The organism is Chitinophaga sp. RCC_12 (assembly GCF_041360695.1).
Lineage (GTDB): Bacteria > Bacteroidota > Bacteroidia > Chitinophagales > Chitinophagaceae > Chitinophaga.
In genome coordinates, this window is sequence record NZ_JBFUPS010000002.1 from 1,011,081 (window position 1) to 1,034,252 (window position 23,172).

A 23,172-nucleotide genomic window follows, 5' to 3' on the forward strand; every position below is an offset into this window, starting at 1 on the left:
ATACAATACAACAAACAACGAATACATTTTTTGCTTATCGGGAATTTATAACGGGAATATTTGCTTATGGGGAGCGGCTTACAGCCAGATTTTCCATCTAATTTAATGAGATTCAATAGTTGCCACCCTGCAGTTTATGCAGTAACGGAACCGTATTTTCTGTAACCGCAGAAAATACCGGACAACCCGTTTACAGCAATCTGTATAAAATTATCTGGTTATTCAGTGGCATGCCACTGCTGTATGCTTATTCACTTGTTTATAATGTTAGGATTGCTTATGAATTTTGGAATGCTTATGTAGAATTGTGCTTTGCGAAGGTTACCGTAAGATCAATACTATTGTTTCGTTTAGTCTTTACTGTTAGATAATAATAGCACTTGTGCTAAATGGCCATGCTATGCCTGGACATCTGTATTACATTTATTTTTTCAAATCAAAATCGCTTATGAAGAAAGGATTGTTTCTCTGGTTATTTGCGGCTATTACCGCGCTGCAGGCGCTTGGCCAAACCAGGGTCATCACAGGTAAGGTGACAGACGCCAAAGATGGATCTCCGTTGCCTGGCGTTACCGTAAAAATTGTTGGTACTTCCAATGGCACCATGACTGCCTCCAATGGTGAGTTTAAGCTCAGTGTAGGAGAAAAAGTTGCTGCCATTGAATTTTCTTTTGTAGGATATACTGCCCAACAGGTAAGTGTTTCCGGTAAATCTACTGTAAACGCTCAATTATCTGCCGATCTGAAAGGACTGAGCGAAGTAGTAGTGGTTGGTTACGGTACTATTGAGCGTAAAAACCTCACGGCTTCTGTATCCAGCATCAAAGGAGCTACATTGAAAAATGTGGCTGCATCCAGTATCGATCGTCAGTTATCCGGACAGGTAGCAGGCGTACAGGCTACTGTTTCCAGCGGTATCCTGGGCCAGCCGGCACGTATCCGCATCCGCGGTACCAACAGTATCAGTAGCGGCACCGATCCGCTGTATGTAATTGACGGGGTACCTTATATCACCGGCAACCAGAGCACCATCACCTCCAACAACCCGTTAGGAGATATCAATCCGAATGATATTGAAAGCATGGAAGTGCTGAAAGATGGCGCAGCTACTGCTATCTATGGTTCCAGGGCCGCTAATGGCGTTATCCTGGTGACCACCAAAAGAGGTAAGAGCGGCAGGCCGCGCCTCACTTACGATATGTGGATGGCTGCAGCTACGCCTTCTAAATTATTTGATCTGCTGAATGCAGATGAATTTGTAACCATCGCCAACGAAAAAAAGCTGAACGCCAAGCCAACCGCTACGCCGGATGCTTTCCCTACACCCAATCCTGATGGTGGCTTTTATGATACCGATTGGCAGAAAGTAGTGACCAGAACAGGGTTTCAGCAGAACCACGCGTTGTCGCTAAGCGGCGCCAATGATCAAACCAACTACTACGTTTCCCTGGGTTACACCGATATGAAAGGTATTCTGGTTGGTAACGATCAACGCAAATATCAGGTACGACTGAAACTGGAACAGAAAGCTTTTAACGTGGTAACAGTGGGCGTGAATGCCGGTGTTTCGCACATTACCAACAATGGCCTGAACGTTAGCCAAACCGGGCTTTCCAGCAGCCTTTCCAATGCTATCCGTGCTTTACCTAACGTACCTGTACAGTGGAATGATGGCACCTATAACCTGAGCAACACCAATACGCTCGGCAGTGGCGCCAATAAAGCCACTATCGCTGATAACTATACCAACATTAAATACGTACTGGATCATAACATCTACCGTAACAAAAACCTGAACTTTACCGGTAATACTTTTGCCAGCGTAAAAATTCTGAAAGACTTTGACCTGAGAACGCAGGTAGGTGTAAACTATATGAGTGGAGAGGACTACCAGTACTGGAACCCTATCCATGGTGATGGCCGTGGTACCAACGGTTTTATCTACCAACAGTCTATTCCAAGTTTCCGTTATAACTGGGTAAATACTTTAAGCTATAACAAAACGATCGGTGCGCATAATATTGGCGCTGTGATCGGAACCGAAAATCAGAAAACAAGGGAAAGAAGCTTCTATGCACAAGGTACTAACCTGATCAGCCCTTTCTTTGGTACTGATAACCTCATCGACAACAGCACCGGTACTCAAACTGTTGGTGGAACACTGGTGGAGCGCGCATTTCAGTCGTACTTTATCCGGGCTAACTACAGTTACAAAGACCGCTACCTGGTATCTGCCACGCTCCGCAGGGATGCTATTTCTTCCCTGCCTATCGGCAAACAGGATGTAACATTGCCGGGCGTTTCCGTGGGCTGGAGAGCTTCACAGGAAAGTTTCTTCCAGGAAGGCGGTATCGCCGACCTGATCAGCAATCTGAAGATCCGTGGCGGTTATGCTAAAGTAGGTAACGTGGATATCGGTGCATACCCTTATGCCGGTACTTACAAACCAGCACTATACGGATCTTTACTGGGTATTGCTTTCAACCAGGTGTACAACCCGGACCTGACTTTTGAAACCAGTAAAAAAATGAACATTGGCCTGGACCTGGGATTACTCCACGACAGGATCACGGTAACGGCTGATTATTTCAGGAATGATATTGATAACATGATCCTGGCATCTCCGCTGCCGCCATCATTAGGTGTTCCAAGTGCTACCAAGCCAAATGTATTTTATTCCAACGTGGGTAAAATGTATAACAAAGGGTATGAGCTGACAGTGAACAGTACTAATATTCAGCGCGGTGATTTCTCCTGGACTACTTCCTTCAACATCTCTTTTGTAAAAAATAAAATTACTGCCCTGGTAGATAATGCAGATATCGTTTATCCATATAACATTACCCGCGTAGGTGAATCTATGGGTGCTTTTTATGGTTACGAATCAATGGGGGTGAATCCTGCAAATGGCAACCCGCTATGGAAAAAAGCTGATGGCTCCATTATACAGGGTGATGCATCGAAAGGTGTTTACTATGCCTATAATGCTTCAAAGCCTGAGGATATCTCTACTTCTGCAAAAGCATTATCATCTTCCGACAAAAAAATCCTCGGTAATGCTACGCCAACCTATTATGGTGGTTTGAACAATACCGTTAATTACAAAGGGTTCGATTTTAACCTGTTCCTTTCTTTCTCCGGCGGTAACAAAGTATACAGCGTAACGCGCCAGGAAGGCCTGAACAACCAGAAGTTCCTGAACAACGGTAAAGAAATTTTAAACAGGTGGACTACTCCGGGCCAGGTAACAGATGTTCCTAAACTGTACCTGGGCGCAGATAACTTTATCCTGCAGAGCGGTAATGTTAACAGCCGTTTCCTGGAAGATGGCAGCTTTATCCGTGCACAGAATATTGGCCTGGGTTATACCCTGCCTAAAGCGATGCTGGAAAGAATTAAGCTGAGCAGCATCCGGATTTATGCGCAGGTGCAGAACGCATTTATCATTACAAAGTATTCCGGTCTTGATCCTGAGTTAAATACTTATGTGGATGCAAGAGCTAACACGCAACCTGGTTTGGATTACAATACCAACCCGGTTCCCCGCAGCTATACTTTTGGTATTAACGTAGGATTATAAAAAATAATGAACATGAGAAATACAATGGCATATAAATATAACAGAAGCATGAAAGCAGTAGCAGCAGGATTACTGGTGTTATCACTGGGTGCTGCGTCCTGTTCAAAATACACCGAATTATCACCAAAGAACGCCTTGCCACAAGACGCGGTATTTTCGGATTCATCCACTATCGAGCTTGCTGCAAATGGTATGTATAATACAGCGGCGCTGGGAAGTTATAATGATGATTATACCCTGGGCCGTGGTTATCCTTTCGGTGCTGCTTCTATAGAGCAAAATGAGATGCGTGGAGAGGATATGGTGAACCTGGCTACGTTTTATGATATCACTTATAAAGGTAGTTACAGCCCTACTTCTGCCAATAATGTGCAGATGTGGGTAAATCTTTATGCGCTGATCAACCAGGCCAATACGCTCATTGATGGTGTACGGAAAGCTGCTGCCAATAACGTGATTTCACAGGGTAAGGCGTTGCAGCTGGAAGGTGAAGCCCGTTTTCTGCGTGCACTGGCACATCATGAAGCAGTCATTCATTTCAGCCGCCCGTATGCCGATGGTGCAGGTGCACAAGTTGGGATTCCTTACAGGGATATGCCTGTAAGCACACCAGCTCAAATCCAGGAAGCCCTGAAAATAGGCCGTGGCACGGTAAAAGAAGATTATACCAAAATATTGGCGGACCTGGATTTTGCAGAAACCAACCTGCTTCCCACTACTGCTAATCCTATCAGCAGAGCCACTAAAGGAGCGGCTATTGCTTTGAAAACAAGGGTTAAGCTCCATATGGCCGATTGGCAGGGTGTTATCACAGAAGCCGCAAAGCTGGGTGCAGATCAAAGCGCGCCATTTGTAAGCCCGGTGAAAGGTTATAAACTTACCGACAGCCCGGATGGCCCGTTCACAAAAGCAGATAATAACACAGAATCTATTTTCTCTATTGCCAACAGCGCCATTACCAACGGTAACTCCAATGGCGCGCTGGCAGCGATGTTTGGCCCTTCTGACCAGAAAGGCCGCGGCCTGGTAGCTACCAGCCCTAATTTGTACAACGCCTCTTTCTGGGCAGGCGATGATATGCGTCGTGTTTTATTGCAGGTAAAGCAGGTGACTGTATCAGGCGGCAAACCCGTGCAGAACTTCTACTTCAATTATAAATACCGTGATTATCTGAATAAGTCCGACTGGGCGCCGATGATCCGTTATGCAGAAGTACTGCTGAATGCGGCAGAGGCATATGCACGTGCAGGAAATATCGTACAGTCGTTTAAGTTATACAACGCAGTTCGCAACCGTTCTTTACCGGAAGGCAGTCCGAACCGCATCACCATTGCTCCGCTCGACATGATCCAGGCGGTATTGGACGAACGCAGGGTAGAATTTGCAGGCGAAGGGCGCCGCTGGCCGGACATTACCCGCCTTGCACTGGATGCAAAGTATGGAACAGGTGGTATCCCTGCAAAGGTGATCATCGATGATCTGAAAGATGATGGCAGCAATTATAACACGGTTACCAGACCGGTAACACCGTCTGGTTACGGCAGCATTAAGTATGCTGATTACCGGTTTATCTGGCCGCTGCCAGCTACTGAAATCTCTGCTAATCCAGCGTTGAAAAATGCGCAGAATCCGCAATACTAAACTTTTCCTTGACCTACAATAATAAAAAAACTCACCGGTGTAATGCCGGTGAGTTTTTTTTATGGAGATAGATAACTTATTTCAGTACTTCCTGCAGCTTCGCTTCCAGCGCAGGTCCTCTCAGGTTGGAGGCAATTACTTTTCCCTGTGGATCCAGCAGGAAATTAGTAGGAATAGCGTTAAGACCGTATAAAGGTACCACCGCGGAATCCCAGAATTTGAGATCGCTTACATGGTTCCAGGCCAGTCCATCTGCTTTGATAGCTTCCTGCCATTTATCTTTCGTTTTATCCAGTGATACGCCGAGGATGGTAAAGTTTTTTCCTTTGTATTGCTGATAAGCTTTTACCACATTCGGGTTCTCCTGGCGGCATGGACCGCACCAGCTGGCCCAGAAATCCACCAGTACATATTTACCGCGGAAAGAGCTGAGGCTGATCATTTTGCCGGATGGATCCGGAAGGGAGAAGTCGGGTGCTACCTGGCCTACTTTCACAGCAGAAGGTTCTTCACCACCGGCTGCATCACCGCCTGCGGCGCCCGCGCCCTGGTTCTTTTCCAGTTCCAGGATCTTATCTGTCATACTTTTTACCAGCGTGTTTTTAGGGAAACGGGTAGCAAGATTGGTGATCACCTGTTTGTGTGCAACAATCTCTTCTCCGCTTCTTACCTGGCTGATGGCAAATACTGCGGTAGCAGGATTTTTTGTTTTATCGGCCATCAGGAAAAAGCCGTTTTCAAACTCTTTTTCTTTTTTCTGGAAGGCAGCTACTTTAGACTGGAATGCACTATCAGGCAGTATTGTATGGAGACTGTCCAGGCTGCGCATTTCTTCCGTGAGTGCAATAGACTGTTTGCTGATATCGCTCATAAACTGTTGCAGTTCGGCGGTTGGTTCGGAGCCGCTGATCTTTACATCTTCCAGTTTATCTATATCTCCATCTATTTTCATATCGCCGGCATCGAGTGCGAGCAGTATAAATTTGCCGTTTTCGAAGCGTACACGGTACAGTCCCTGTTCGGCTACCATTCCTTTCAGCGTGAATTTGCCGCTGGCGTCCTTTACATTGGTAGAATCTACCACTTTCACATTGTCAAGTGTGAGTTCTTCCAGTAATACCGGACCCAATGGTAAATTGTTCAGGTGCCCGTCTATTTTAAATTCACCTTTTTCCGTTTGTCCGGCGCATCCTGCGAGGAAAACGGCGGCGGAAATCCATAATAAGTATTTTTTCATGCTATTATTTTTTGAACATTCATCTGACCTAAGCCACTCAATATAGGATAAATATTTTCAATGCTATTTAGCCTTTGAGCTTCTCTGCCAGCAATTCGTTGGTAAGCCGGGGATCAGCCTTGCCTTTGGACAGCTTCATCACTTCTCCCACGAACAACGACATCAATCCTTTTTTGCCACCTTTAAAAGCAGCTACTTTATCGGGATATTTTGCCAGCACCTCATCAATAATGGGAGAAATGTTATCGGCATTATGATCCTGTAATAAATTCAGCCGGGTAGCGATATCCATCGGATGATCCGCGGGTGTTTGGATCATTTCCGGCAATATGTGGGAAGACGCGATGGAAAAGCTCACTTTTCCTGCATCGGTAAGCGTAATCAACGCCGCCAGTGCCTGTGGTGTTACCGGAAAATGACTGATTTCCGCCGAATGTTCATTCAGCCAGGATTTAACAGGGCCCAGCATCCAGTTGGCGGCGGCTTTGTATTGCGAGGTAACGGCGATAAGACTTTCATAATAATCTGCCGTGGATTTATCATCGCAGATAACACGCGCATCATATTCCGGCAGGCCAAAATCGGTGGTGTATTTACGGATGAGTTCTTCCGGTAATGCAGGTAGTGTGGCCCGCACGCTGTTGATGAATTCATCTGTTAGCCTGAATGGCGCCAGGTCTGGTTCCGGGAAGTAGCGGTAATCGTTGGCTTCTTCTTTGGAGCGCAGGGAAAAAGAGCTGCCGTTGGAGGCGTCAAAGCTGCGTGTTTCCTGTACCAGGGTACCGCCGGCTTCTATGAGATCTATCTGTCTTTTTACCTCGTTATCAATAGCCCGCTTTACGTTGCGGATAGAGTTCATGTTTTTTACTTCCACCTTTGTACCCAGGGTGGTGGTGCCTTTCAGGCGAACTGAAATGTTGGCATCGCAGCGCATGCTGCCTTCTTCCATGTTACCATCACATACGCCGAGGTAGCGCACCAGGCGGCGCATTTCGGTGAGATAAGCGTAGGCTTCCTCGCTGTTATGCATGTCTGGTTCAGTTACTATTTCCACGAGAGGAACGCCCGCGCGGTTTAAATCCACGTAGCTGTTGTCGGGGTCCTGGTCGTGCAGGAGTTTACCGGCATCTTCTTCCAGGTGGATGCGGTTCAGCTGTACATTGCGGGTGCCGGCATCTGTAATAATGGTAATATAACCGCCTTTACAGATAGGCGCCGTATGTTGAGATACCTGGTATCCTTTTGGAAGATCCGGGTAGAAGTAGTTCTTACGGGCAAAATAATTGTCCTTTTCAATTTCACAATGACAGGCAAGACCCAGTTTGATGGCATATTCGGCCGCTTTACGGTTCATACGGGGCAAAGTACCCGGGTGCCCCATGGTAATGGGACTGATATGCGTATTTGGAGCGCCGCCAAAAGCTGCGCTGTCGCTGCAAAATAATTTACTTTCGGTAAGCAGCTGGGCATGCACTTCCAGCCCGATCACTGTTTCATATTTGCTGTATATATCGCTCATTTTCCGTACTGATTCCCACAAATATATTCAAATAATACCGTGATTTCAGGCTATTGGGTGCCAATAAATCCCTAAATTGAGATACACATCAAAATTTCTTCCCTATGATCAGCAAGGCCCAGGCAAGTCAGCTTTATCAGGCGCAGCAGGTTTATTTCGACTCCGGCGCCACACTTTCTTATTCTTTCCGGAAAACGCAGCTAAAGCGTTTAAAGAACGGGATTAAAAAGTTTGAAGATAAAATTACCGCTGCGCTGCATGCTGATCTGCACAAGCACCCACTGGAATCTTATGGTAGTGAGATAGGATTTTTATATGAAGAAATCAGTTATATCCTGCAGGGGTTGAAGCAGTGGATGGAGCCGGAGCTGGTTACCTCTCCTTTTGTTACCTATCCCAGCAGCAGCCGGGTGTATAAGCAGCCGTTGGGACTTACGCTGATCATTGGCCCCTGGAACTATCCGTTTATGTTGCTGCTCAGTCCTTTGCTGGGAGCTATTGCCGGCGGCAACTGCGCCATTATTAAGCCGTCGGAGCTGGCGCCGCATACGGCAGCGGTAACCGCTGCCCTGATAAAAGATACTTTTGATCCGGCCTATATTACGGTAGTAGAGGGAGATGGGACAGCAGTGATTCCTACCCTGATGAGTTTCCGGTTCGACCATGTATTTTTTACCGGAAGCATCCCGGTGGGCAAGAAGATCCTGGAAATGGCGGTGCCGCATCTCACACCGGTTACGCTGGAATTAGGCGGTAAATCGCCCTGCGTGGTAGACGAAAAAGTGAATGTAACGGTGGCGGCTAAACGAATTGTATGGGGTAAGTTCTGGAATGCCGGTCAAACCTGTGTGGCGCCGGATTACCTCCTGGTGCACCACAAAGTGAAAGATGAACTGGTAGCCGCACTCAAGGCGGCGATAACAGAATTTTTCGGAGAAGATCCCTCCCGCAGCGACGATTATGCCCGTATTATCAATGCCAGGCGGTTTGATACGGTGGCGGGCTACCTGGGCGAAGGCCACGTATTACACGGCGGGCAAACCAACCGCGAGCAGCTTTATATAGCTCCTACCCTGCTGGAAGATGTGGAATGGACAGACCCGGTAATGCAGGATGAAATATTTGGCCCTGTGCTGCCCATACTTACTTACACCGGCCTCCCGCAGGCCATACAAGCCATTAAGCAGTTGCCTTATCCACTGGCATTGTATGTTTTTACAAAGAGTAAAAAAACGGAGAAGGCGCTGATAGAGCAGGTGCGGTTTGGCGGAGGTTGCGTAAATAATGCGCTGGTACATCTCACCAATCCTGAGCTACCCTTTGGTGGCGCGGGTTACAGCGGGATGGGAAAGTATCATGGCAAATACAGCTTTGATACTTTTACCCATCAGAAAGGAATGCTGAAAACGGCTACCTGGCTGGATGTTCCCATGAAGTATCCGCCGTTTAAAAATAAATTGAAGATGATGAAGATGGTGATGAAGTAGGCTTATATATCCGCCTTATTCAGTTTCACCGGCAACTTAATGATCAGCGTTTGATCGGCGCCATTCCGGCGGATTTTCGCTGGAGCATCGCCTTTTACTTTAGCCTGTGTTTCGCGATAAGCTTTAGACAACTCCGCGGCGTTTTTAACCGGTATACCGGCAAGTTCCAATACGATATCATCTTTCTGGAAACCTGCTGCTGCGGCTGCAGAGGAAGGCGCCACTTCAATTACTTGTGCGCCTTCATTTTTTTCGGTATCCTGTACGCGGAGGCCCAGTTTTTCGTTATTATCCCAGTTGTCGCCAAATCCCTGGAAGCCGCGAGGCATTGGGAAAGAGAAAGATCTCGGTCCGTTCTTTGGCAGTGCAGATAAAGGCGGGTGCATAGTCCAGCCATTATCTATTCCTTTTCTTTCGTCCAGGGTAACAGCCACCTTGTTTGTTTTGGTATTACGTATGTACGTTACCGTTACTTTGTCTGCCGGTTTATGTTTGCCGATCTCTTCAAATAATTCTGCGGGTTCATTGATCTTTTTATCATCTACAGCAATAATGATATCGCCGGTTTTTATTCCTGCTTTATCTGCGGGAGTGCCTTTCGCTACTGATTTTACGGTTACACCGCTGGCGGCTACTTTTTCAGTGATCACACCGAGAATGGCTTTATTCATCACCGGCATTTCTATGTCATTTTCATCATCACCGTCGTTGTCGTTAAACAAATCAAAGCCGCCTCCCTGTAAACTGTTGCTGTCAAACGTGATGGTGTTGCCATCCCGCGGCGTGATCTTCCTGCGGAAAACGGAGAGATCGGAGTTGTCGTACCGGTCCAGTTTTTGACCATTGATGAAAACATCGCCGTTTTTGATTTCCACGGTCACTTTACCGTCTTTGTTGCCTTTGTGTTTGATCACAATTTCATCGAACTCTCCCAGCTGATTTTTGGAAGAATCTTTCGTTTGCGCAGATACCGCGCTCATAGTGAAGCAGGAAAAACCTGCTATGGTGAGAATTTGCAGTAACCTGGTCATGGTAATTAGGTATTTTGTTGATTAAATTTAAACTAATGCGGCAAAATTAAAGGGTGGGCCAGGAAAGAAAAAGTTAAAATCTATGGTTTTGGGCCCAAAAGAATACGCTTTATAGCATGTTTTTTTATTATTTGAAGGAGGGGCCGTCCTTACTTCCGGGATACTTCTCCGATACTTCTCCGATACTTCTGGGATACTTCTCGGATACTTCTCGGATACTTAGGAGTAGCGTATGTGTCGTACTCCCCATACATTCCCCATACATTCCCCATACACTTCCTATACACTCATGATACACTTATGATACACTTCCAATACACTCCCAATACACTATGCCGCCCTGGATAGGATGGTCACGTCCTGAAAAAGGTTTACACTTTAGTTAGATAATCCTGTTTAAAGTTTACAATATAAGTGTTAAATCCTGGAAAAGGTTTACGGTGTTAGTCACGTCCTGGAATAGAGAGGGCTGGCTTAAAAGCTCAATTTGACTTTTTAGCCAGCCCTCATATTTTATGCTGTGAGCATCATTTTATGTTGTGAGCAGTTTTTTTATCGCAGCAATCACCTGATCCAGTTTATCTGTTTCCTGTCCGCCTGCTGTAGCAAAGGTTTTCTGTCCACCGCCGCCGCCTTTTATCAGCGGAGCAATGTGTTCTTTAATGATCTTGGGCGCCTCCCATCCTTTGGATGCCACCAGTTTCTCGTCTATACTGAGCGCCACGCTGGCTTTTCCGCCAATATTGGCAATAAACAGCAGTACATGATCCGGTATATCGTTTTTCAGTTGGAAAGAAAGCTGTTTTAGTCCCTCAGCGTTGCTTACATTTACCACTTGTCCGAGGAAATTAACACCATTGATGTTTTCCGCCTGGTGGCGTATGGTGGCTGCCAGTGCCCGTACCTTTTCCTGTTCCAGTGTTTCCAGTTGTTTTTCCAGGGAAGATTTGTCCTGGATCAGCGCTTCTATGGATTTCACCAGCTCTTTCGGATTTTTCAGGGCAGCTTTAATTTCTTTCAGTTGCTGTAACTGCTCGTTAACGAAGGCTTCTGCTTTAGCGCCTGTTACGGCTTCTACGCGGCGTACGCCGGCGGCCACAGCTCCTTCGGAAACAAATTTAAACTGGCCTAACTCGCCGGTTGAGCTGATATGTGTACCGCCGCAAAGTTCCACACTATAGGCGGGGTCAATAATTACCACGCGTACCGTATCGCCGTATTTCTCGCCAAAGAGGGCCATAGCACCCAGTTTCAGGGCTTCTTCTTTTGGAAGTTCACGGATCACCACCGGTATGTTTTCACGGATTTTTTCGTTCACAATGGCTTCTATCTGCGCCAGTTCCTCGTCGGTTACTTTGGCGAAATGGGAGAAGTCGAAGCGCAGGGCATCGGCATTTACCAGTGAGCCTTTCTGTGCCACGTGTGTACCCAAAACCTGCCGCAATGCAGCGTGCAGTAAATGGGTAGCCGAGTGATGGCGCTCTGTATTGTGGCGTTTATCTTTAGCTACGGCGGCCTTTACGGTTGCAGTTGGCTGTGCCGGCAGCTTATCCGCGAAATGTATGGTGAGGTTGTTCTCTTTTTTGGTATCGGTTACATGAATTACTTCATCGCCGAAGTGCAGGGTACCGGTATCACCTACCTGTCCGCCACTTTCAGCGTAGAAGGGCGTTTGGCCCAGTACCAGCTGGAACTGCTCTTTACCTTTTGCTTTCACAGTCCGGTACTTCAGCAGTTTGGTGGTGCTTTCCAGTTGTTCGTAACCTACGAAAACGGAGTTAGGCGTTTCGTCGAGTACTACCCAATCGCCCATATCCAGTTCTGTAGCGGCGCGGGAGCGGTCTTTCTGTTGTTTCATGGCGGCATCGAAGCCCTCTTTGTCAACAGTGAAGCCATTTTCGGAGGCGATCAGGCTGGTAAGGTCATAAGGGAAACCGTAGGTATCGTACAATTCGAAAGCTGTTTGACCATCTACTGTTTTGGTGGTGGCGTTTTTGATATAGTCTTCGATCCGGCGGATACCACTTTCCAGGGTGCGCAGGAAGTTGTTTTCTTCTTCAAACACTACTTTCTTCACGAAGTCTGCCTGTTGTTGCAGTTCAGGGAACACATGTGAAAACTGTGCCGCCAGTACGGGTACCAGGTCGTGCAGCAGCGGTTTTTTCACATCAAGGAAAGAGAAGTAATAACGTACCGCCCTGCGGAGAATACGACGGATCACGTAGCCTGCGCCGGTATTGGATGGCAGCTGTCCGTCGGCGATGGTAAAGGAAATTGCGCGGATATGATCTGCGATTACGCGGAAGGCTACATCCTTCTTATCATCAGTGCCGGCGTATTTTTTACCGGTAAGTCCTTCCGTGGTGTGGATGGTGCCCATAAACAGGTCGGTGTCATAGTTGGAGGTTTTATCCTGCAATACTCTGACGAGGCGTTCCAGTCCCATGCCGGTATCTACGTGCTGGGCAGGCAGTGGCTCCAGGGATTTATCTTTCAGGCGGTTGAATTGCATGAATACGTTGTTCCATATTTCAATCACCTGTGGGTGGTCGGCATTTACGAGGGTTTTACCGTCTACCAGGTTTTTCTCTGCTGCAGGGCGGCAATCTACGTGGATTTCCGAGCAGGGGCCGCATGGACCGGTATCACCCATCTCCCAGAAATTATCTTTTTTATTACCTAACAGGATACGGTCTTCCGCGATATGTTCTTTCCAGAAGTCGTAGGCTTCCTGGTCTTTTGGCAGATTTTCTTTTTCATCTCCCTGGAAAACAGTTACATACAGTTTGTCTTTAGGGATTTTATATACTTCTGTGAGCAGCTCCCAGCTCCAGGCAATGGCTTCTTTTTTAAAGTAGTCGCCAAAGCTCCAGTTACCGAGCATTTCAAACATGGTGTGGTGGTAAGTATCAATACCCACTTCTTCCAGGTCGTTGTGCTTGCCGCTTACCCGCAGGCACTTTTGCGTATCTACTACCCTTTTGTTGGGAGGAACCCTGTTGCCCAGGAAGTAATCCTTGAACTGGTTCATACCCGCGTTGGTGAACATCAGGGTAGGGTCGTTTTTAATAACGATGGGCGCAGATGGGACAATCTGGTGCCCTTTTGACGCAAAAAAGTCCAGGAATTGCTGTCTTATTTCAGATGCTGTCATAAATATTGATACGAATTAATATGTATTTTATATCTTATAAGCCATAACCGGTTAGGGGCTTGTAGCTGTATTTCAAGTCCTTATGAAGTAGTTAGAAAATTGACAATCAAAAGGTTGATGTTTTAATCTAATTACAGTAGGTTTGTGCGCCTTATTTTCCCGCCGTGTTAAAGGGAGTGCAAAAATATCGAAACCTGTATGATTATGCAAAACAGGTTGTGTTACCCGGCAAAAATAGTTCAGTGGGAAAAGAAATGCCAACGATTACCCATCCATAAGTTTGTGCCTCGTGAAATAAATCGGCTGTCATAGCGTTCACTGCACTATGGCGCATAAAGTACACCCTGGTGCATGAAGAAGGTTAAATATTTTTATAATACCCAAACATTAAAATACGAGAAGCTCGTGGTTTCCCTGCGGGTAAAAATCCTGAGAATACTGGGGTTTGTGTCTGCGGCTATCGTGACCGGGGCTATTTTTCTTTCCGTGGCATACCGGCTGGTAGACTCCCCAAAGGAGAAATCACTTCGCCGCGACCTGGAAGGTATGAAAGAAAAATATGATGCGTTGCAGGGCCGGATGCGGGAAGTAAAGGGAAAACTGGCGGAGCTGGAAGACCGTGACAATGAAATTTACCGGGTGATATTTGAAGCCTCTCCTATTCCGGATAGCACCCGTATGGGGAAAGTAAAGCGGGAAGAAGAAGCCGCCCAGCTGCAATCCTTTGCCAGCAGCGAGATTATCGCCTCCACGGCTGTACTTCTGAAAGAACTCAATAACCGCGTAAAAGCACAGGAAGCATCTTACAATGAAATTGATAAGATGGTGAAGAACAAACAGCAGATGCTGGCCTCTATCCCTGCCATCCAGCCGGTTTCCAATAAAGACCTTAAACATATTGCCTCCGGTTTCGGGTACCGGATCGATCCTATTTATAAGACCATGAAATACCACGCGGGGCTCGACTTTGCAGCGCCCAGCGGCACTCCCATCTATGCTACCGGCGACGGTGTGATTGAGGAGGCCAGCCTGAGCGATGTGGGATACGGCAACCACGTGATTGTACGACATGGATATGGCTATAAAACCCTGTACGGCCACATGCTCCGTATGAAAGTGAAGCCCGGCCAGGCGGTAAAACGCGGCGATGTATTGGGCTGGGTAGGCAGCACCGGTAAATCTACCGGACCACACTGCCACTACGAAGTCATTAAAAACGGAGACAAGGTGGATCCGGTGTATTTCTTCTTTAATGATCTCACCCCGGAACAGTTTGACCGCATGCTCAAAATGGCCAGGTCGGGGAACCAGTCGTTTGACTAAAGTTATAGTTTTTAGCCAGTTGCGGGCTTTCCGTAACTTGTCTAAACCCAAAAAATGAGGTGGGAATGTTACAAGCTACAAGCTAAAAGCTTAACTTCATCTTGTAAAAGATATTTGTCACCTCGTTTTTTACTACGATGCACCAGCTAGACCTTTTTTCGACATCTGGAGTACCGCATCCCACAGAAGCTGCGGTAACAAGACCAGTTAAAGTAAAAGCAAAGGCCAGCAGCAAGAAAGCTGCCGTAGCAACCACCATACCTGGGAAAAAACGGGGGCGTAAATCATTGAAAGAGTTATCGGAGGACCCGGATCTGATTATGGAATTGGATAAATTGGTATTGGAGAAACAGTATTATTCTATCAGTGAGGTTGCAGCCATGTTTAAGGTGAATACGTCGCTGATACGTTATTGGGAAAATGAGTTTGATATACTGCAACCCAAAAAGAACCGGAAAGGCGACCGTCTTTTCCGGCAGGAAGATATTCACCACCTTAAATTAATCTACCATTTACTGCGGGAAAGAAAATATACAATTGAAGGAGCCAAGCAAAAACTGAAAGAAGATCATAAGCTGGCTGCCCGTAATTTTGAAATGGTACAGGCTTTGCTAAAGGTACGTGGTTTCTTAACGGAACTGAAAGATCAATTATAAAAACAACATTATGCGATTGAAAACATTACTACTGGGTGGTGGCCTGTTATTCTCATCCCTGGCATGGGCACAGAACGAAACAGTACTGAAGGGCAAGATAGATATGAAAACACTGATGAATGACACCTCCGCAACGTGGTTCTACAAAGGTGTAAACAGCTACCAGCCTAACGATAATATGCTGAACTATATTAAAACCAACCGCGCTAACTTCAACATGGTAGTGGTGATGGGCACCTGGGACAATACCAGCCGCGAAGTAGTACCAGCCCTATATAAAGTAATGATCACCGGCGGCAGCCCCGACGAACAGATCGTAATGTTTGCAGCAGATAAAAAACTGCAGACAGATGCTCCGGTAGATTATAAAGTAAAGAAATTACCTACCATCATCGTATTCAAAGACGGTAAAGAAGAAGGCCGCATCGTAGGTGCGCCCAAAGAATCCATAGAAGCCGACATTTCCCGCATCCTGCTGAGCAGCACGAAGAAGGAAAAGGAATAGCGGATTTTGTCTTGGCTCAGGATTAAGCTGATTTTACTGATTACCTGGATTTTTACTTTTGGATTTTATAAAGGATTAAGGGAGATAGAAGCGGATATTCGCTTTTATCTCCCTTAATTATTTAAGAAAATCAAGAAATCTAAAAAAATCCAAAAGTAAAAATCCAGGTAATCAGTAAAATCAGCTTAATCCTGAGCCAAGACAAAATCCGCACTACTCCGCCCGCAGGTCGCTCAGGGTAACCGTTGTGGAGGTAGTAGGCAACTTGAGTTCACGGGCCTCCATCAGTTTTATCACACCAAGGTTCACCGTTTCCCTCAGGGCATTATACTGGGTGCCATCAATAATATACGTGTTGAAAATGATCTGAATCACGTAGGTATCTTTGGTGAAATCATTCAGGTTTACCACAGGGTTTTCCAGTATGTTGGGATTATTGTTCAGCATTTGCCGCACATCCTGTAAAAACAACAGCAGGGTGCCTGCTGGTGTATCTGTACCCAGTTCAAGCTTTAAGGCTACCCGTTGCTGGGTACGCAGGGAAAGATTATCCAGGATACTGTCTACCATTTTTTTGTTGGGAACGGTAACAAAAGTTTTTTCCAACGTGCGGATGCGCGTACTGCGCAAGCCAATTTTTTCTACAGTACCCTGCCAGGAATCCACTTTAACGTTATCGCCTACACGGAATGGTTTATCAAAGAAGATAATAAAGGAGCCGATCAGGTTTTCTATACTTTCCTTTGCTGCCAATGCGAGAGCAGCAGCACCTATTCCCAAACCGGCGATGATCTTCTCTACCAGGCCGGGACCAAAGAGGATGCGGATGAAGGCAATGGCGCCCATGATAAATATAATGGCCTTGAAAAAATCCCGGAAGAAAATAATGAACTGGTTATCGGTTTTATCTTCTGTGAGATCGGCTTTCTTTTCCAGTACCAGGGCGATGAAATCGATCAGCCGCAGCATGATCCAGATAATACTCATACTCAACGCCAGGCTCAGTAAAGTATTGGTAACATCGTGCAGTGTTGCCTTGTTATAAACATGAACATTGAGGACCTGCGGAAATGTAAAGCGGTCGATCGTCAGCATGAAGGTGATCAGCAGGAAGAAATATTCCAGCGGACGTAGCAACAGGCTGATAAAGTCTTTTTCTTCAATTTGCGGCGACCAGTGCCGGACCAGCCGGAACAGGATGGTGGCCAGTCCTTTTGAAATATACCGTTTGATAATAAACACAAACAGTAAAACGCCGATCAAAATCAGGTAATCCTGTACGGGGTTGTCTAAAATTACTTTGTTCAAAAATTCGTTCATAAGTTATAGCTAAATAATTCTGCTGGTTTCCTGGTTAATCAATATTACGCCCGGTTTACTGCCAGTGTTAAAACTGCCATAGGTGTTTTGTATGCCCAGGGCCTTTGCGCCGTTAAATGTAGCCCATTGCAGTATTTCTTCCAACGGAATTTCCGGAAAATGTAGGCGGATAGTTTTTATTTCTTCCCAAATAGACAGGCGGTGATTGGATGCGAGGCTATCGGTGCCAAGGGTGATGTTGCATTGCTGTTGCCGGAATTGTTGGATATCCGGTAAGCGGTTTTCGATGTACAGGTTCGCCTGCGGGCAAAAGCACCACCAGGTTTCCACGGGTTGCTGTTGTGTAAACCGGATATCGGCTTCAGAGGTAAAGGTGTTATGCACCAGCAGGATTTTATTCCGGGAGAAGTAGGGAAGATAGGCTTCCAGGCTGTTGGTGCCGGTTGGTTGGAATCCGCTGATATCCATTCCGAAGTGCTGGTAAAAAGAAAGAAACTCCCCTGTTTTATGCTGATACAATTCATTTTCGGCCGGTGTTTCCTGGTTGTGGGTACATACGGGCGCATTGTCCGGTGTGCCGGCCAGTAATGCAAACAGGGCGTTGCTAACTGAATAGGGGGCATGCGGCACAATGGAGCAGCTGTGATACGGGCCGTTGATGGCCCGGAATGATGCCAGTACGTCCATACTATACTGATAACGGCTACCGGCGCCCGCGGGTGCTACACCCATGCATTCCACAAAGGTATGGTAGTACATCCTGCCCTGCTGCTTCTTCACGAGGGTGGTGGCACTGTTGCAGATATCGCCTACAGCCGAAATGCCGCTTTCCCACATTTCCTGCTCGGCCCTGTCTATCATGGCGTCATAATCGGTGGGGGCCTGGTTCCTGGTTTGCATCACCTGGGTGAGGAAGGTAGGCAGACCGGTTTTTTCCGGAATCACCCCTTTCATATGGGATAATTCCAGGTGACAATGGGTATTTATAAATCCCGGACAAAGAATTCCGTCCAGTTCCCTGACGCCGGGGCCGGCATCAGATTCGGCTATAATGCCCGTCACTACGCCATCTTCAGTGAGTGTCAATACTTTCCCGGGACCCAGCAGATGCGTACCGTTAAATATATCTTTTCCCTTTAATTTGATCTGTTTCAATTACCTGCTGTTTAATTAAGTTAATGGTGTTAATTTTGCAACCCGATTGGCAGTATCATTTCCGGTTGGAAAGGGTACTCAAAAGTCAAATATAATTATGATAGACAAACTGGAAGCTATAAAAGGTCGTTTCGAGCAGGTATCGATGGCGCTTACCAACCCGGCGGTTGTTAGTGATAACAAGAAGTTTGGTCAGCTCAGCAAGGAATACCGGCAGTTGGAAAAGATCGTGAAGGCATATGATGCCTACCGTAAATTGCTGGACAATATTACGTTTAACAAAGAAGTGCTGGACAGTGGCGACGATGAGATGCGTGAACTGGCCAAAGCCGAAACGGAAGAATTGCAGGAGCAGAAAACAGCCCTGGAAGCAGAGATCCGTAACCTGCTGATACCAAAAGATCCCCAGGATGAAAAGAATGCCATCCTTGAAATCCGTGCCGGTACCGGCGGTGACGAGGCCAGTCTTTTTGCGGGAGACCTGTTCCGCATGTATCTCCGTTTTTGTGAGCTCAAAGGCTGGACCACCAGTTTACTGAATGAAAATGCGGGATCTGCAGGTGGTTATAAGGAAATAGTAATGGAAGTAAATGGAGATGATGTATATGGTACCCTGAAATTTGAATCAGGCGTACACCGGGTGCAACGTGTACCGGCGACAGAAGCTTCCGGCCGCGTACATACGTCGGCGGCTACCGTAGCGGTATTGCCCGAAGCCGAAGAGGTGGATGTGGATGTAAGGGAAGCAGATATTAAAATGGATACCTTCCGTTCCTCCGGTGCGGGTGGTCAGCACGTAAATAAAACTGAATCGGCGGTGAGGTTAACGCATATCCCCACCGGTGTGGTAGTGGAGTGCCAGGAAGGACGCAGCCAGCACTCGAATCGTGAAATTGCCATGAAGATGTTACGTACCCGTATATACGAAGCGGCGGTGCGTAAGCATGAAGATGCCATTGCCTCTCAGCGTAAAAGCCTCGTATCTACCGGCGACCGGTCTGCTAAAATACGTACCTATAACTATCCGCAGGGACGTGTAACGGATCACCGTATTGGTATGACCGTATATAATATGGACGCCTTTATGAATGGCGATATTAAAGATATGATAGATGCCCTTCAATTTGCAGAAAACGCAGAAAAGCTGAAGCAGGGCAGTTAATGATCACCGGTTTTAAATTTGTGGAAAGTGACGGGTGTTTCCCTGCTGTTATCTTTCCACAAATTTCCTCCGGGTTAAGTCGTAATCACACAAAATATCCTACATTTAGTTAGCGGTCACAAGCCGTAGCACTAAGGAAAACCTTTTTCTTCCCCCTAAATCATCATCAAATGTTAGAGCAATTAATGGACCTCGTCCGCGAAAATGCCCAGGGTACTGTGGTAAACAATCCTGCTATTCCTAACGAACAGAATGAAGCCGTAATAGGCGCAGCCACTTCTTCCATTGCAACGGGTTTGCAACAGGAACTGGCCAGCGGTAACACAGAAGGCGTGTTATCTTTACTGGGCGGCGCCGGCAGCGATACTTCCGCCGCTAATCCCGTGGTGGGAAATATCTCCAACAATTTTATCGGAACACTCCTGGAGAAATTCCACCTGGATAAAGGTACGGCTACACAACTGGCGGCTACCCTGATCCCAACCGTATTAGGCTCCCTGGTAAATAAAACAAAGGATCCCAACAATAGCAGCTTCAGCCTGGATGGTATCCTGAACTCACTTACCGGTGGTTCTGCACAGGGACTTAACCTGAACGGTATACTGGGCGGGCTTTCCGGCGGTTTGGATAAAAACGGCGACGGACAGGTGAACCTGGATGATTTAAAGAGCCTGTTATCAAATGGCGCCCAACAGCAGCAACAGCAACAACAGGCCGGCGAAGGCGGCGGTATCGGCGGATTATTAAAAAATCTGCTTGGATAATCTTTTTACCACTTTGCTTGTTATATAGTCGTACACGTTACATTTTACATGCCCAATTATTGTTATGTGATTTATGCCTGCAATTTTTTTATTGCTTATTTAATTCTACTTATCAATATGTTGTGACTGTTAAATCAAGTTGGCAAACTATTTGCATACAGGATTTCAATTAGTTTTGTCAACGGAATTAATGCTAAAAACCCTTCATGTCTAAATTTATTATGATGAAAAAAATCAATGTTCTGGTAGCCTTGGTCTTGTCTGCAACCATGTTGTTCAGTTGTAAAACCTGGCAGGGCATGGACAATACTAAAAAAGGTGCTGCAATTGGTGTTGGTGGCGGAGCTGCCGCTGGTGCTGTAATTGGTAAAGTAGCCGGTAATACTGCATTGGGAGCTATTATTGGTGCTGCATTAGGTGGTGCTGGTGGTGCTTTGATCGGTAAAAAAATGGATAAACAGGCGCAGGAAATAAAAACGGAAGTACCAAATGCAACCGTAGAGCGTGTGGGTGAAGGTATCAACGTAACATTTGATGCAGGTGTATTATTTGGTTTTGATAAGTCTAACCTGTCTGCCGTAGCACAGGACAATATCAAACAACTGGCTGTTATCCTCAACAAGTATCCTGACACTTATGTGCGTGTGGAAGGTCATACCGACGACAAAGGTACAGATGAGTACAACATGGGTTTATCTGAAAGAAGAACCAAGAGTGTAATGTCTTATCTGGAAGCACAGGGTATTGCCAAGAGCCGTATCCAGGGATTCTGGTATGGTGAATCACAGCCTAAAGTGCCAAATGATACAGACGCTAACCGCGCTACCAACCGCCGTTGTGAGTTCTCTATCTTCGCAAATGATAAGATGAAAAATGACGCGAAGAAAGAAGCTGGTCAACAGTAATAAAAAACATTAAGAATACTTATTTCTCATAAGCAGATATACATTCCCCCCTGGTTACAGGGGGGATTTTTTATTTATCAGCATTTTTGAAGAACAGGGATCTGACAATTTTAAATACCCATACGCCGGCGATAGCGCCCAGGGTATCGGCCAGCACGTCAAACATATCAAAGCTGCGGCCAATAGCCCAGTACTCCTGGATAAACTCTATAGCAAGGCCATATCCTGCAGCACAAATCACCAGCAACACAAGGGTTCCCGCAGAGATGTGTTTTTTTTGCCAGTAGATGCCAAGGCTCAGGAATAAAACAATGCCTCCGAACAGGCCGAAGTGAACGAATTTGTCAAAATGGATTTTATCAAAAAATGTGTTGGAGGGAATGTCCTTCCCGGGCAGGGTACACAAAACCAGGATCAGGATGATCCATAGAATAGCTGGCGTATAATATCTCAGGAGTTTCATGATCCTTTTTTAATTAATGAACGGGTTATAGTACTACCAGTAAAAAGGACAACAGGCTGACCGTTCAATAACGTAGCCTGTTGTCCTTTCTTATATAAAAGATTATTTTGGTCGGAATTATTCCCCTACCAGCGCCTGGTAAGCAGCAGCATCCAGCAGTGCTTCCACATCAGCCGGGTTGTTTACAGTTACTTTCACCATCCAGCCTTCACCATAAGGATCCTGGTTTACCAGTTCCGGAGAAGCCTCCAGTGCAGGGTTCACTTCACTAACGGTACCGGCAACAGGCATAAACAGATCAGATACTGTTTTTACTGCTTCCACTGTACCAAAAACTTCTTCGGCGTTCACTGGCTTGCTCAATGAATTGATATCAACGAAAACTATATCGCCTAATTCGCGTTGTGCAAATTCAGTTATACCGATGGTAGCTACGTTACCTTCTAATAAAATCCATTCGTGATCCTTTGTGTAACGCAGATTTGACGGAAAATTCATATCAAGTTTGATTTTGAGCCGTAAAAATACAGAAACTATTATGATTTTGACGGGAAGCTATCTTAAATTTTGACTTTCTCCGGACATGGTATTTTTTTATTTAGAAGATCAGCCATTTCTTTATGACACGGATCTTCACAGGTACGTCCTGCAATGGTCTGTCGTGGCTGTCGGTTTTTAGTGCGGCGATTTTATCGATCACGTCCATGCCTTTAATTACCTGGCCAAACACCGTATAGTTTTGATCGAGGTGCGGGCTGCCGCCTTCCGTTTTATATACCTGCCGCTGATCTGTTGGGATTTTGCGGCCTTTGAGCCTTGTTTGCTCCAGCTTATCCAGTTGCTCATCGGTAAATACCTTGCCCTGCACAATGTAGAACTGGCAGCCGGAAGAAGCCTTATCGGGACGGTCGTCCCGGGCCGCTCCCAGCGCGCCTTTGCGATGGAATAAGTCCAGCTGGAACTCAGGTGGTATGGTATAGCCCACATCGCCGTTGCCCAATGTATCGCCCGCATGGGCGTGTTTGGAATCCGGATCGCCGCCCTGGATCATAAAGGTTTGAATAACCCGGTGAAACAGCGTGCTGTCGTAAAAGTGCCGTCTGGCCAGCCTGACGAAATTATCCCGGTGTTTCGGGGTTTGATCATACAACCGGATGATCATGGTACCATAAGGGGTGGTTACTTTTACTTTCCGGTCTTTGGCAGTTGCCAGGTTAACAATCAGCAAAAACAGGGTACCCAGGAGTAGCAGTTTCTTCATAAAAGTGTA

General features: G+C 46.4%; 18 protein-coding genes. 9 read left to right on the forward strand and 9 right to left on the reverse strand.

The window, feature by feature from the left end:
* The first annotated feature begins 448 nt into the window (after positions 1–448).
* Positions 449–3,580 carry a SusC/RagA family TonB-linked outer membrane protein gene (locus AB6805_RS09465; RefSeq protein ID WP_370909185.1) on the forward strand — a complete coding sequence of 1,044 codons (3,132 nt, stop codon included), beginning with the start codon at positions 449–451 and terminating at the stop codon, positions 3,578–3,580.
* Positions 3,581–3,592: 12 nt separating this feature from the next.
* Positions 3,593–5,221, forward strand: a complete 1,629-nt coding sequence (locus tag AB6805_RS09470) for a RagB/SusD family nutrient uptake outer membrane protein (RefSeq protein ID WP_370909186.1) — start codon at positions 3,593–3,595, stop codon at positions 5,219–5,221.
* A 76-nt stretch (positions 5,222–5,297) separates the two neighbouring features.
* Here the strand turns inward: AB6805_RS09470 and AB6805_RS09475 are convergent, their stop codons facing one another.
* Positions 5,298–6,458, reverse strand: a complete 1,161-nt coding sequence (locus tag AB6805_RS09475; RefSeq protein WP_370909187.1) for a redoxin domain-containing protein — start codon at positions 6,456–6,458, stop codon at positions 5,298–5,300.
* Between the two features lie 67 nt (positions 6,459–6,525).
* Positions 6,526–7,977, reverse strand: coding sequence for an Asp-tRNA(Asn)/Glu-tRNA(Gln) amidotransferase subunit GatB (gene gatB, locus AB6805_RS09480; protein ID WP_370909188.1), 1,452 nt, complete (start codon positions 7,975–7,977; stop codon positions 6,526–6,528).
* Positions 7,978–8,081: 104 nt separating this feature from the next.
* Between gatB and AB6805_RS09485 the strand changes: the two genes are divergently transcribed.
* A complete protein-coding gene (locus AB6805_RS09485) occupies positions 8,082–9,464 on the forward strand; it encodes an aldehyde dehydrogenase (protein WP_370909189.1) in 1,383 nt (460 codons plus the stop codon).
* A gap of 2 nt (positions 9,465–9,466) precedes the next feature.
* On the opposite strand, the gene AB6805_RS09490 is transcribed toward AB6805_RS09485, so the two are convergent.
* Both AB6805_RS09490 and alaS read right to left on the reverse strand, forming a co-directional pair.
* On the reverse strand, positions 9,467–10,495 hold the full coding sequence (locus AB6805_RS09490; protein WP_370909190.1) for a PDZ domain-containing protein: 1,029 nt from the start codon (positions 10,493–10,495) through the stop codon (positions 9,467–9,469).
* 532 nt (positions 10,496–11,027) lie between these two features.
* Positions 11,028–13,649, reverse strand: a complete 2,622-nt coding sequence (alaS, locus tag AB6805_RS09495) for an alanine--tRNA ligase (RefSeq protein ID WP_370909191.1) — start codon at positions 13,647–13,649, stop codon at positions 11,028–11,030.
* Positions 13,650–14,000: 351 nt separating this feature from the next.
* Here alaS and AB6805_RS09500 point away from each other — a divergent pair, with 351 nt between their 5' ends.
* The 3 genes from AB6805_RS09500 (at position 14,001) to AB6805_RS09510 (ending at position 16,133) form a co-directional block, all read left to right on the forward strand.
* The gene (locus AB6805_RS09500; protein WP_370909192.1) at positions 14,001–14,972 is read left to right on the forward strand and encodes a M23 family metallopeptidase; all 972 of its coding nucleotides are present in this window, start codon (positions 14,001–14,003) and stop codon (positions 14,970–14,972) included.
* 137 nt (positions 14,973–15,109) lie between these two features.
* Complete coding sequence (locus AB6805_RS09505) at positions 15,110–15,628, forward strand: MerR family transcriptional regulator (protein WP_370909193.1); 519 nt, start codon at positions 15,110–15,112, stop codon at positions 15,626–15,628.
* A gap of 10 nt (positions 15,629–15,638) precedes the next feature.
* On the forward strand, positions 15,639–16,133 hold the full coding sequence (locus tag AB6805_RS09510) for a thioredoxin domain-containing protein (protein WP_079469869.1): 495 nt from the start codon (positions 15,639–15,641) through the stop codon (positions 16,131–16,133).
* Between the two features lie 213 nt (positions 16,134–16,346).
* Here the strand turns inward: AB6805_RS09510 and AB6805_RS09515 are convergent, their stop codons facing one another.
* Together AB6805_RS09515 and AB6805_RS09520 are read right to left on the reverse strand one after the other, a co-directional pair.
* Positions 16,347–17,453 carry a mechanosensitive ion channel family protein gene (locus AB6805_RS09515; protein ID WP_370909194.1) on the reverse strand — a complete coding sequence of 369 codons (1,107 nt, stop codon included), beginning with the start codon at positions 17,451–17,453 and terminating at the stop codon, positions 16,347–16,349.
* A 9-nt stretch (positions 17,454–17,462) separates the two neighbouring features.
* Positions 17,463–18,608 (reverse strand): amidohydrolase family protein, encoded by a 1,146-nt coding sequence (locus tag AB6805_RS09520; RefSeq protein ID WP_370909195.1) that lies wholly within the window; start codon positions 18,606–18,608, stop codon positions 17,463–17,465.
* A 97-nt stretch (positions 18,609–18,705) separates the two neighbouring features.
* Here AB6805_RS09520 and prfA point away from each other — a divergent pair, with 97 nt between their 5' ends.
* From prfA to AB6805_RS09535, 3 genes are all read left to right on the forward strand, one after another.
* The gene (gene prfA / locus AB6805_RS09525) at positions 18,706–19,770 is read left to right on the forward strand and encodes a peptide chain release factor 1 (RefSeq protein WP_370909196.1); all 1,065 of its coding nucleotides are present in this window, start codon (positions 18,706–18,708) and stop codon (positions 19,768–19,770) included.
* Between the two features lie 170 nt (positions 19,771–19,940).
* Positions 19,941–20,534 carry a hypothetical protein gene (locus tag AB6805_RS09530; protein ID WP_370909197.1) on the forward strand — a complete coding sequence of 198 codons (594 nt, stop codon included), beginning with the start codon at positions 19,941–19,943 and terminating at the stop codon, positions 20,532–20,534.
* 299 nt (positions 20,535–20,833) lie between these two features.
* Positions 20,834–21,439 carry an OmpA family protein gene (locus tag AB6805_RS09535; protein ID WP_370909198.1) on the forward strand — a complete coding sequence of 202 codons (606 nt, stop codon included), beginning with the start codon at positions 20,834–20,836 and terminating at the stop codon, positions 21,437–21,439.
* 70 nt (positions 21,440–21,509) lie between these two features.
* On the opposite strand, the gene AB6805_RS09540 is transcribed toward AB6805_RS09535, so the two are convergent.
* From AB6805_RS09540 to AB6805_RS09550, 3 genes are all read right to left on the reverse strand, one after another.
* Positions 21,510–21,902: a VanZ family protein gene (locus AB6805_RS09540; RefSeq protein ID WP_370909199.1), complete on the reverse strand. Its 393-nt coding sequence runs from the start codon at positions 21,900–21,902 to the stop codon at positions 21,510–21,512.
* 117 nt (positions 21,903–22,019) lie between these two features.
* A complete protein-coding gene (gene gcvH, locus AB6805_RS09545) occupies positions 22,020–22,400 on the reverse strand; it encodes a glycine cleavage system protein GcvH (protein WP_370909200.1) in 381 nt (126 codons plus the stop codon).
* A gap of 100 nt (positions 22,401–22,500) precedes the next feature.
* The gene (locus tag AB6805_RS09550; RefSeq protein ID WP_370909201.1) at positions 22,501–23,163 is read right to left on the reverse strand and encodes a peptidylprolyl isomerase; all 663 of its coding nucleotides are present in this window, start codon (positions 23,161–23,163) and stop codon (positions 22,501–22,503) included.
* Between the last annotated feature and the right edge of the window lie 9 nt (positions 23,164–23,172).

Bases quoted from the DNA above. Each gene is read 5' to 3' on its own strand.
- AB6805_RS09465 (WP_370909185.1), top strand. From the start codon at position 449: ATGAAGAAAGGATTGTTTCTCTGGTTATTTGCGGCTATTACCGCGCTG.
- AB6805_RS09470 (WP_370909186.1), top strand. From the start codon at position 3,593: ATGAGAAATACAATGGCATATAAATATAACAGAAGCATGAAAGCAGTA.
- AB6805_RS09475 (WP_370909187.1), bottom strand. From the start codon at position 6,458: ATGAAAAAATACTTATTATGGATTTCCGCCGCCGTTTTCCTCGCAGGA.
- gatB (WP_370909188.1), bottom strand. From the start codon at position 7,977: ATGAGCGATATATACAGCAAATATGAAACAGTGATCGGGCTGGAAGTG.
- AB6805_RS09485 (WP_370909189.1), top strand. From the start codon at position 8,082: ATGATCAGCAAGGCCCAGGCAAGTCAGCTTTATCAGGCGCAGCAGGTT.
- AB6805_RS09490 (WP_370909190.1), bottom strand. From the start codon at position 10,495: ATGACCAGGTTACTGCAAATTCTCACCATAGCAGGTTTTTCCTGCTTC.
- alaS (WP_370909191.1), bottom strand. From the start codon at position 13,649: ATGACAGCATCTGAAATAAGACAGCAATTCCTGGACTTTTTTGCGTCA.
- AB6805_RS09500 (WP_370909192.1), top strand. From the start codon at position 14,001: ATGAAGAAGGTTAAATATTTTTATAATACCCAAACATTAAAATACGAG.
- AB6805_RS09505 (WP_370909193.1), top strand. From the start codon at position 15,110: ATGCACCAGCTAGACCTTTTTTCGACATCTGGAGTACCGCATCCCACA.
- AB6805_RS09510 (WP_079469869.1), top strand. From the start codon at position 15,639: ATGCGATTGAAAACATTACTACTGGGTGGTGGCCTGTTATTCTCATCC.
- AB6805_RS09515 (WP_370909194.1), bottom strand. From the start codon at position 17,453: ATGAACGAATTTTTGAACAAAGTAATTTTAGACAACCCCGTACAGGAT.
- prfA (WP_370909196.1), top strand. From the start codon at position 18,706: ATGATAGACAAACTGGAAGCTATAAAAGGTCGTTTCGAGCAGGTATCG.
- AB6805_RS09530 (WP_370909197.1), top strand. From the start codon at position 19,941: ATGTTAGAGCAATTAATGGACCTCGTCCGCGAAAATGCCCAGGGTACT.
- AB6805_RS09535 (WP_370909198.1), top strand. From the start codon at position 20,834: ATGGACAATACTAAAAAAGGTGCTGCAATTGGTGTTGGTGGCGGAGCT.
- AB6805_RS09540 (WP_370909199.1), bottom strand. From the start codon at position 21,902: ATGAAACTCCTGAGATATTATACGCCAGCTATTCTATGGATCATCCTG.
- gcvH (WP_370909200.1), bottom strand. From the start codon at position 22,400: ATGAATTTTCCGTCAAATCTGCGTTACACAAAGGATCACGAATGGATT.
- AB6805_RS09550 (WP_370909201.1), bottom strand. From the start codon at position 23,163: ATGAAGAAACTGCTACTCCTGGGTACCCTGTTTTTGCTGATTGTTAAC.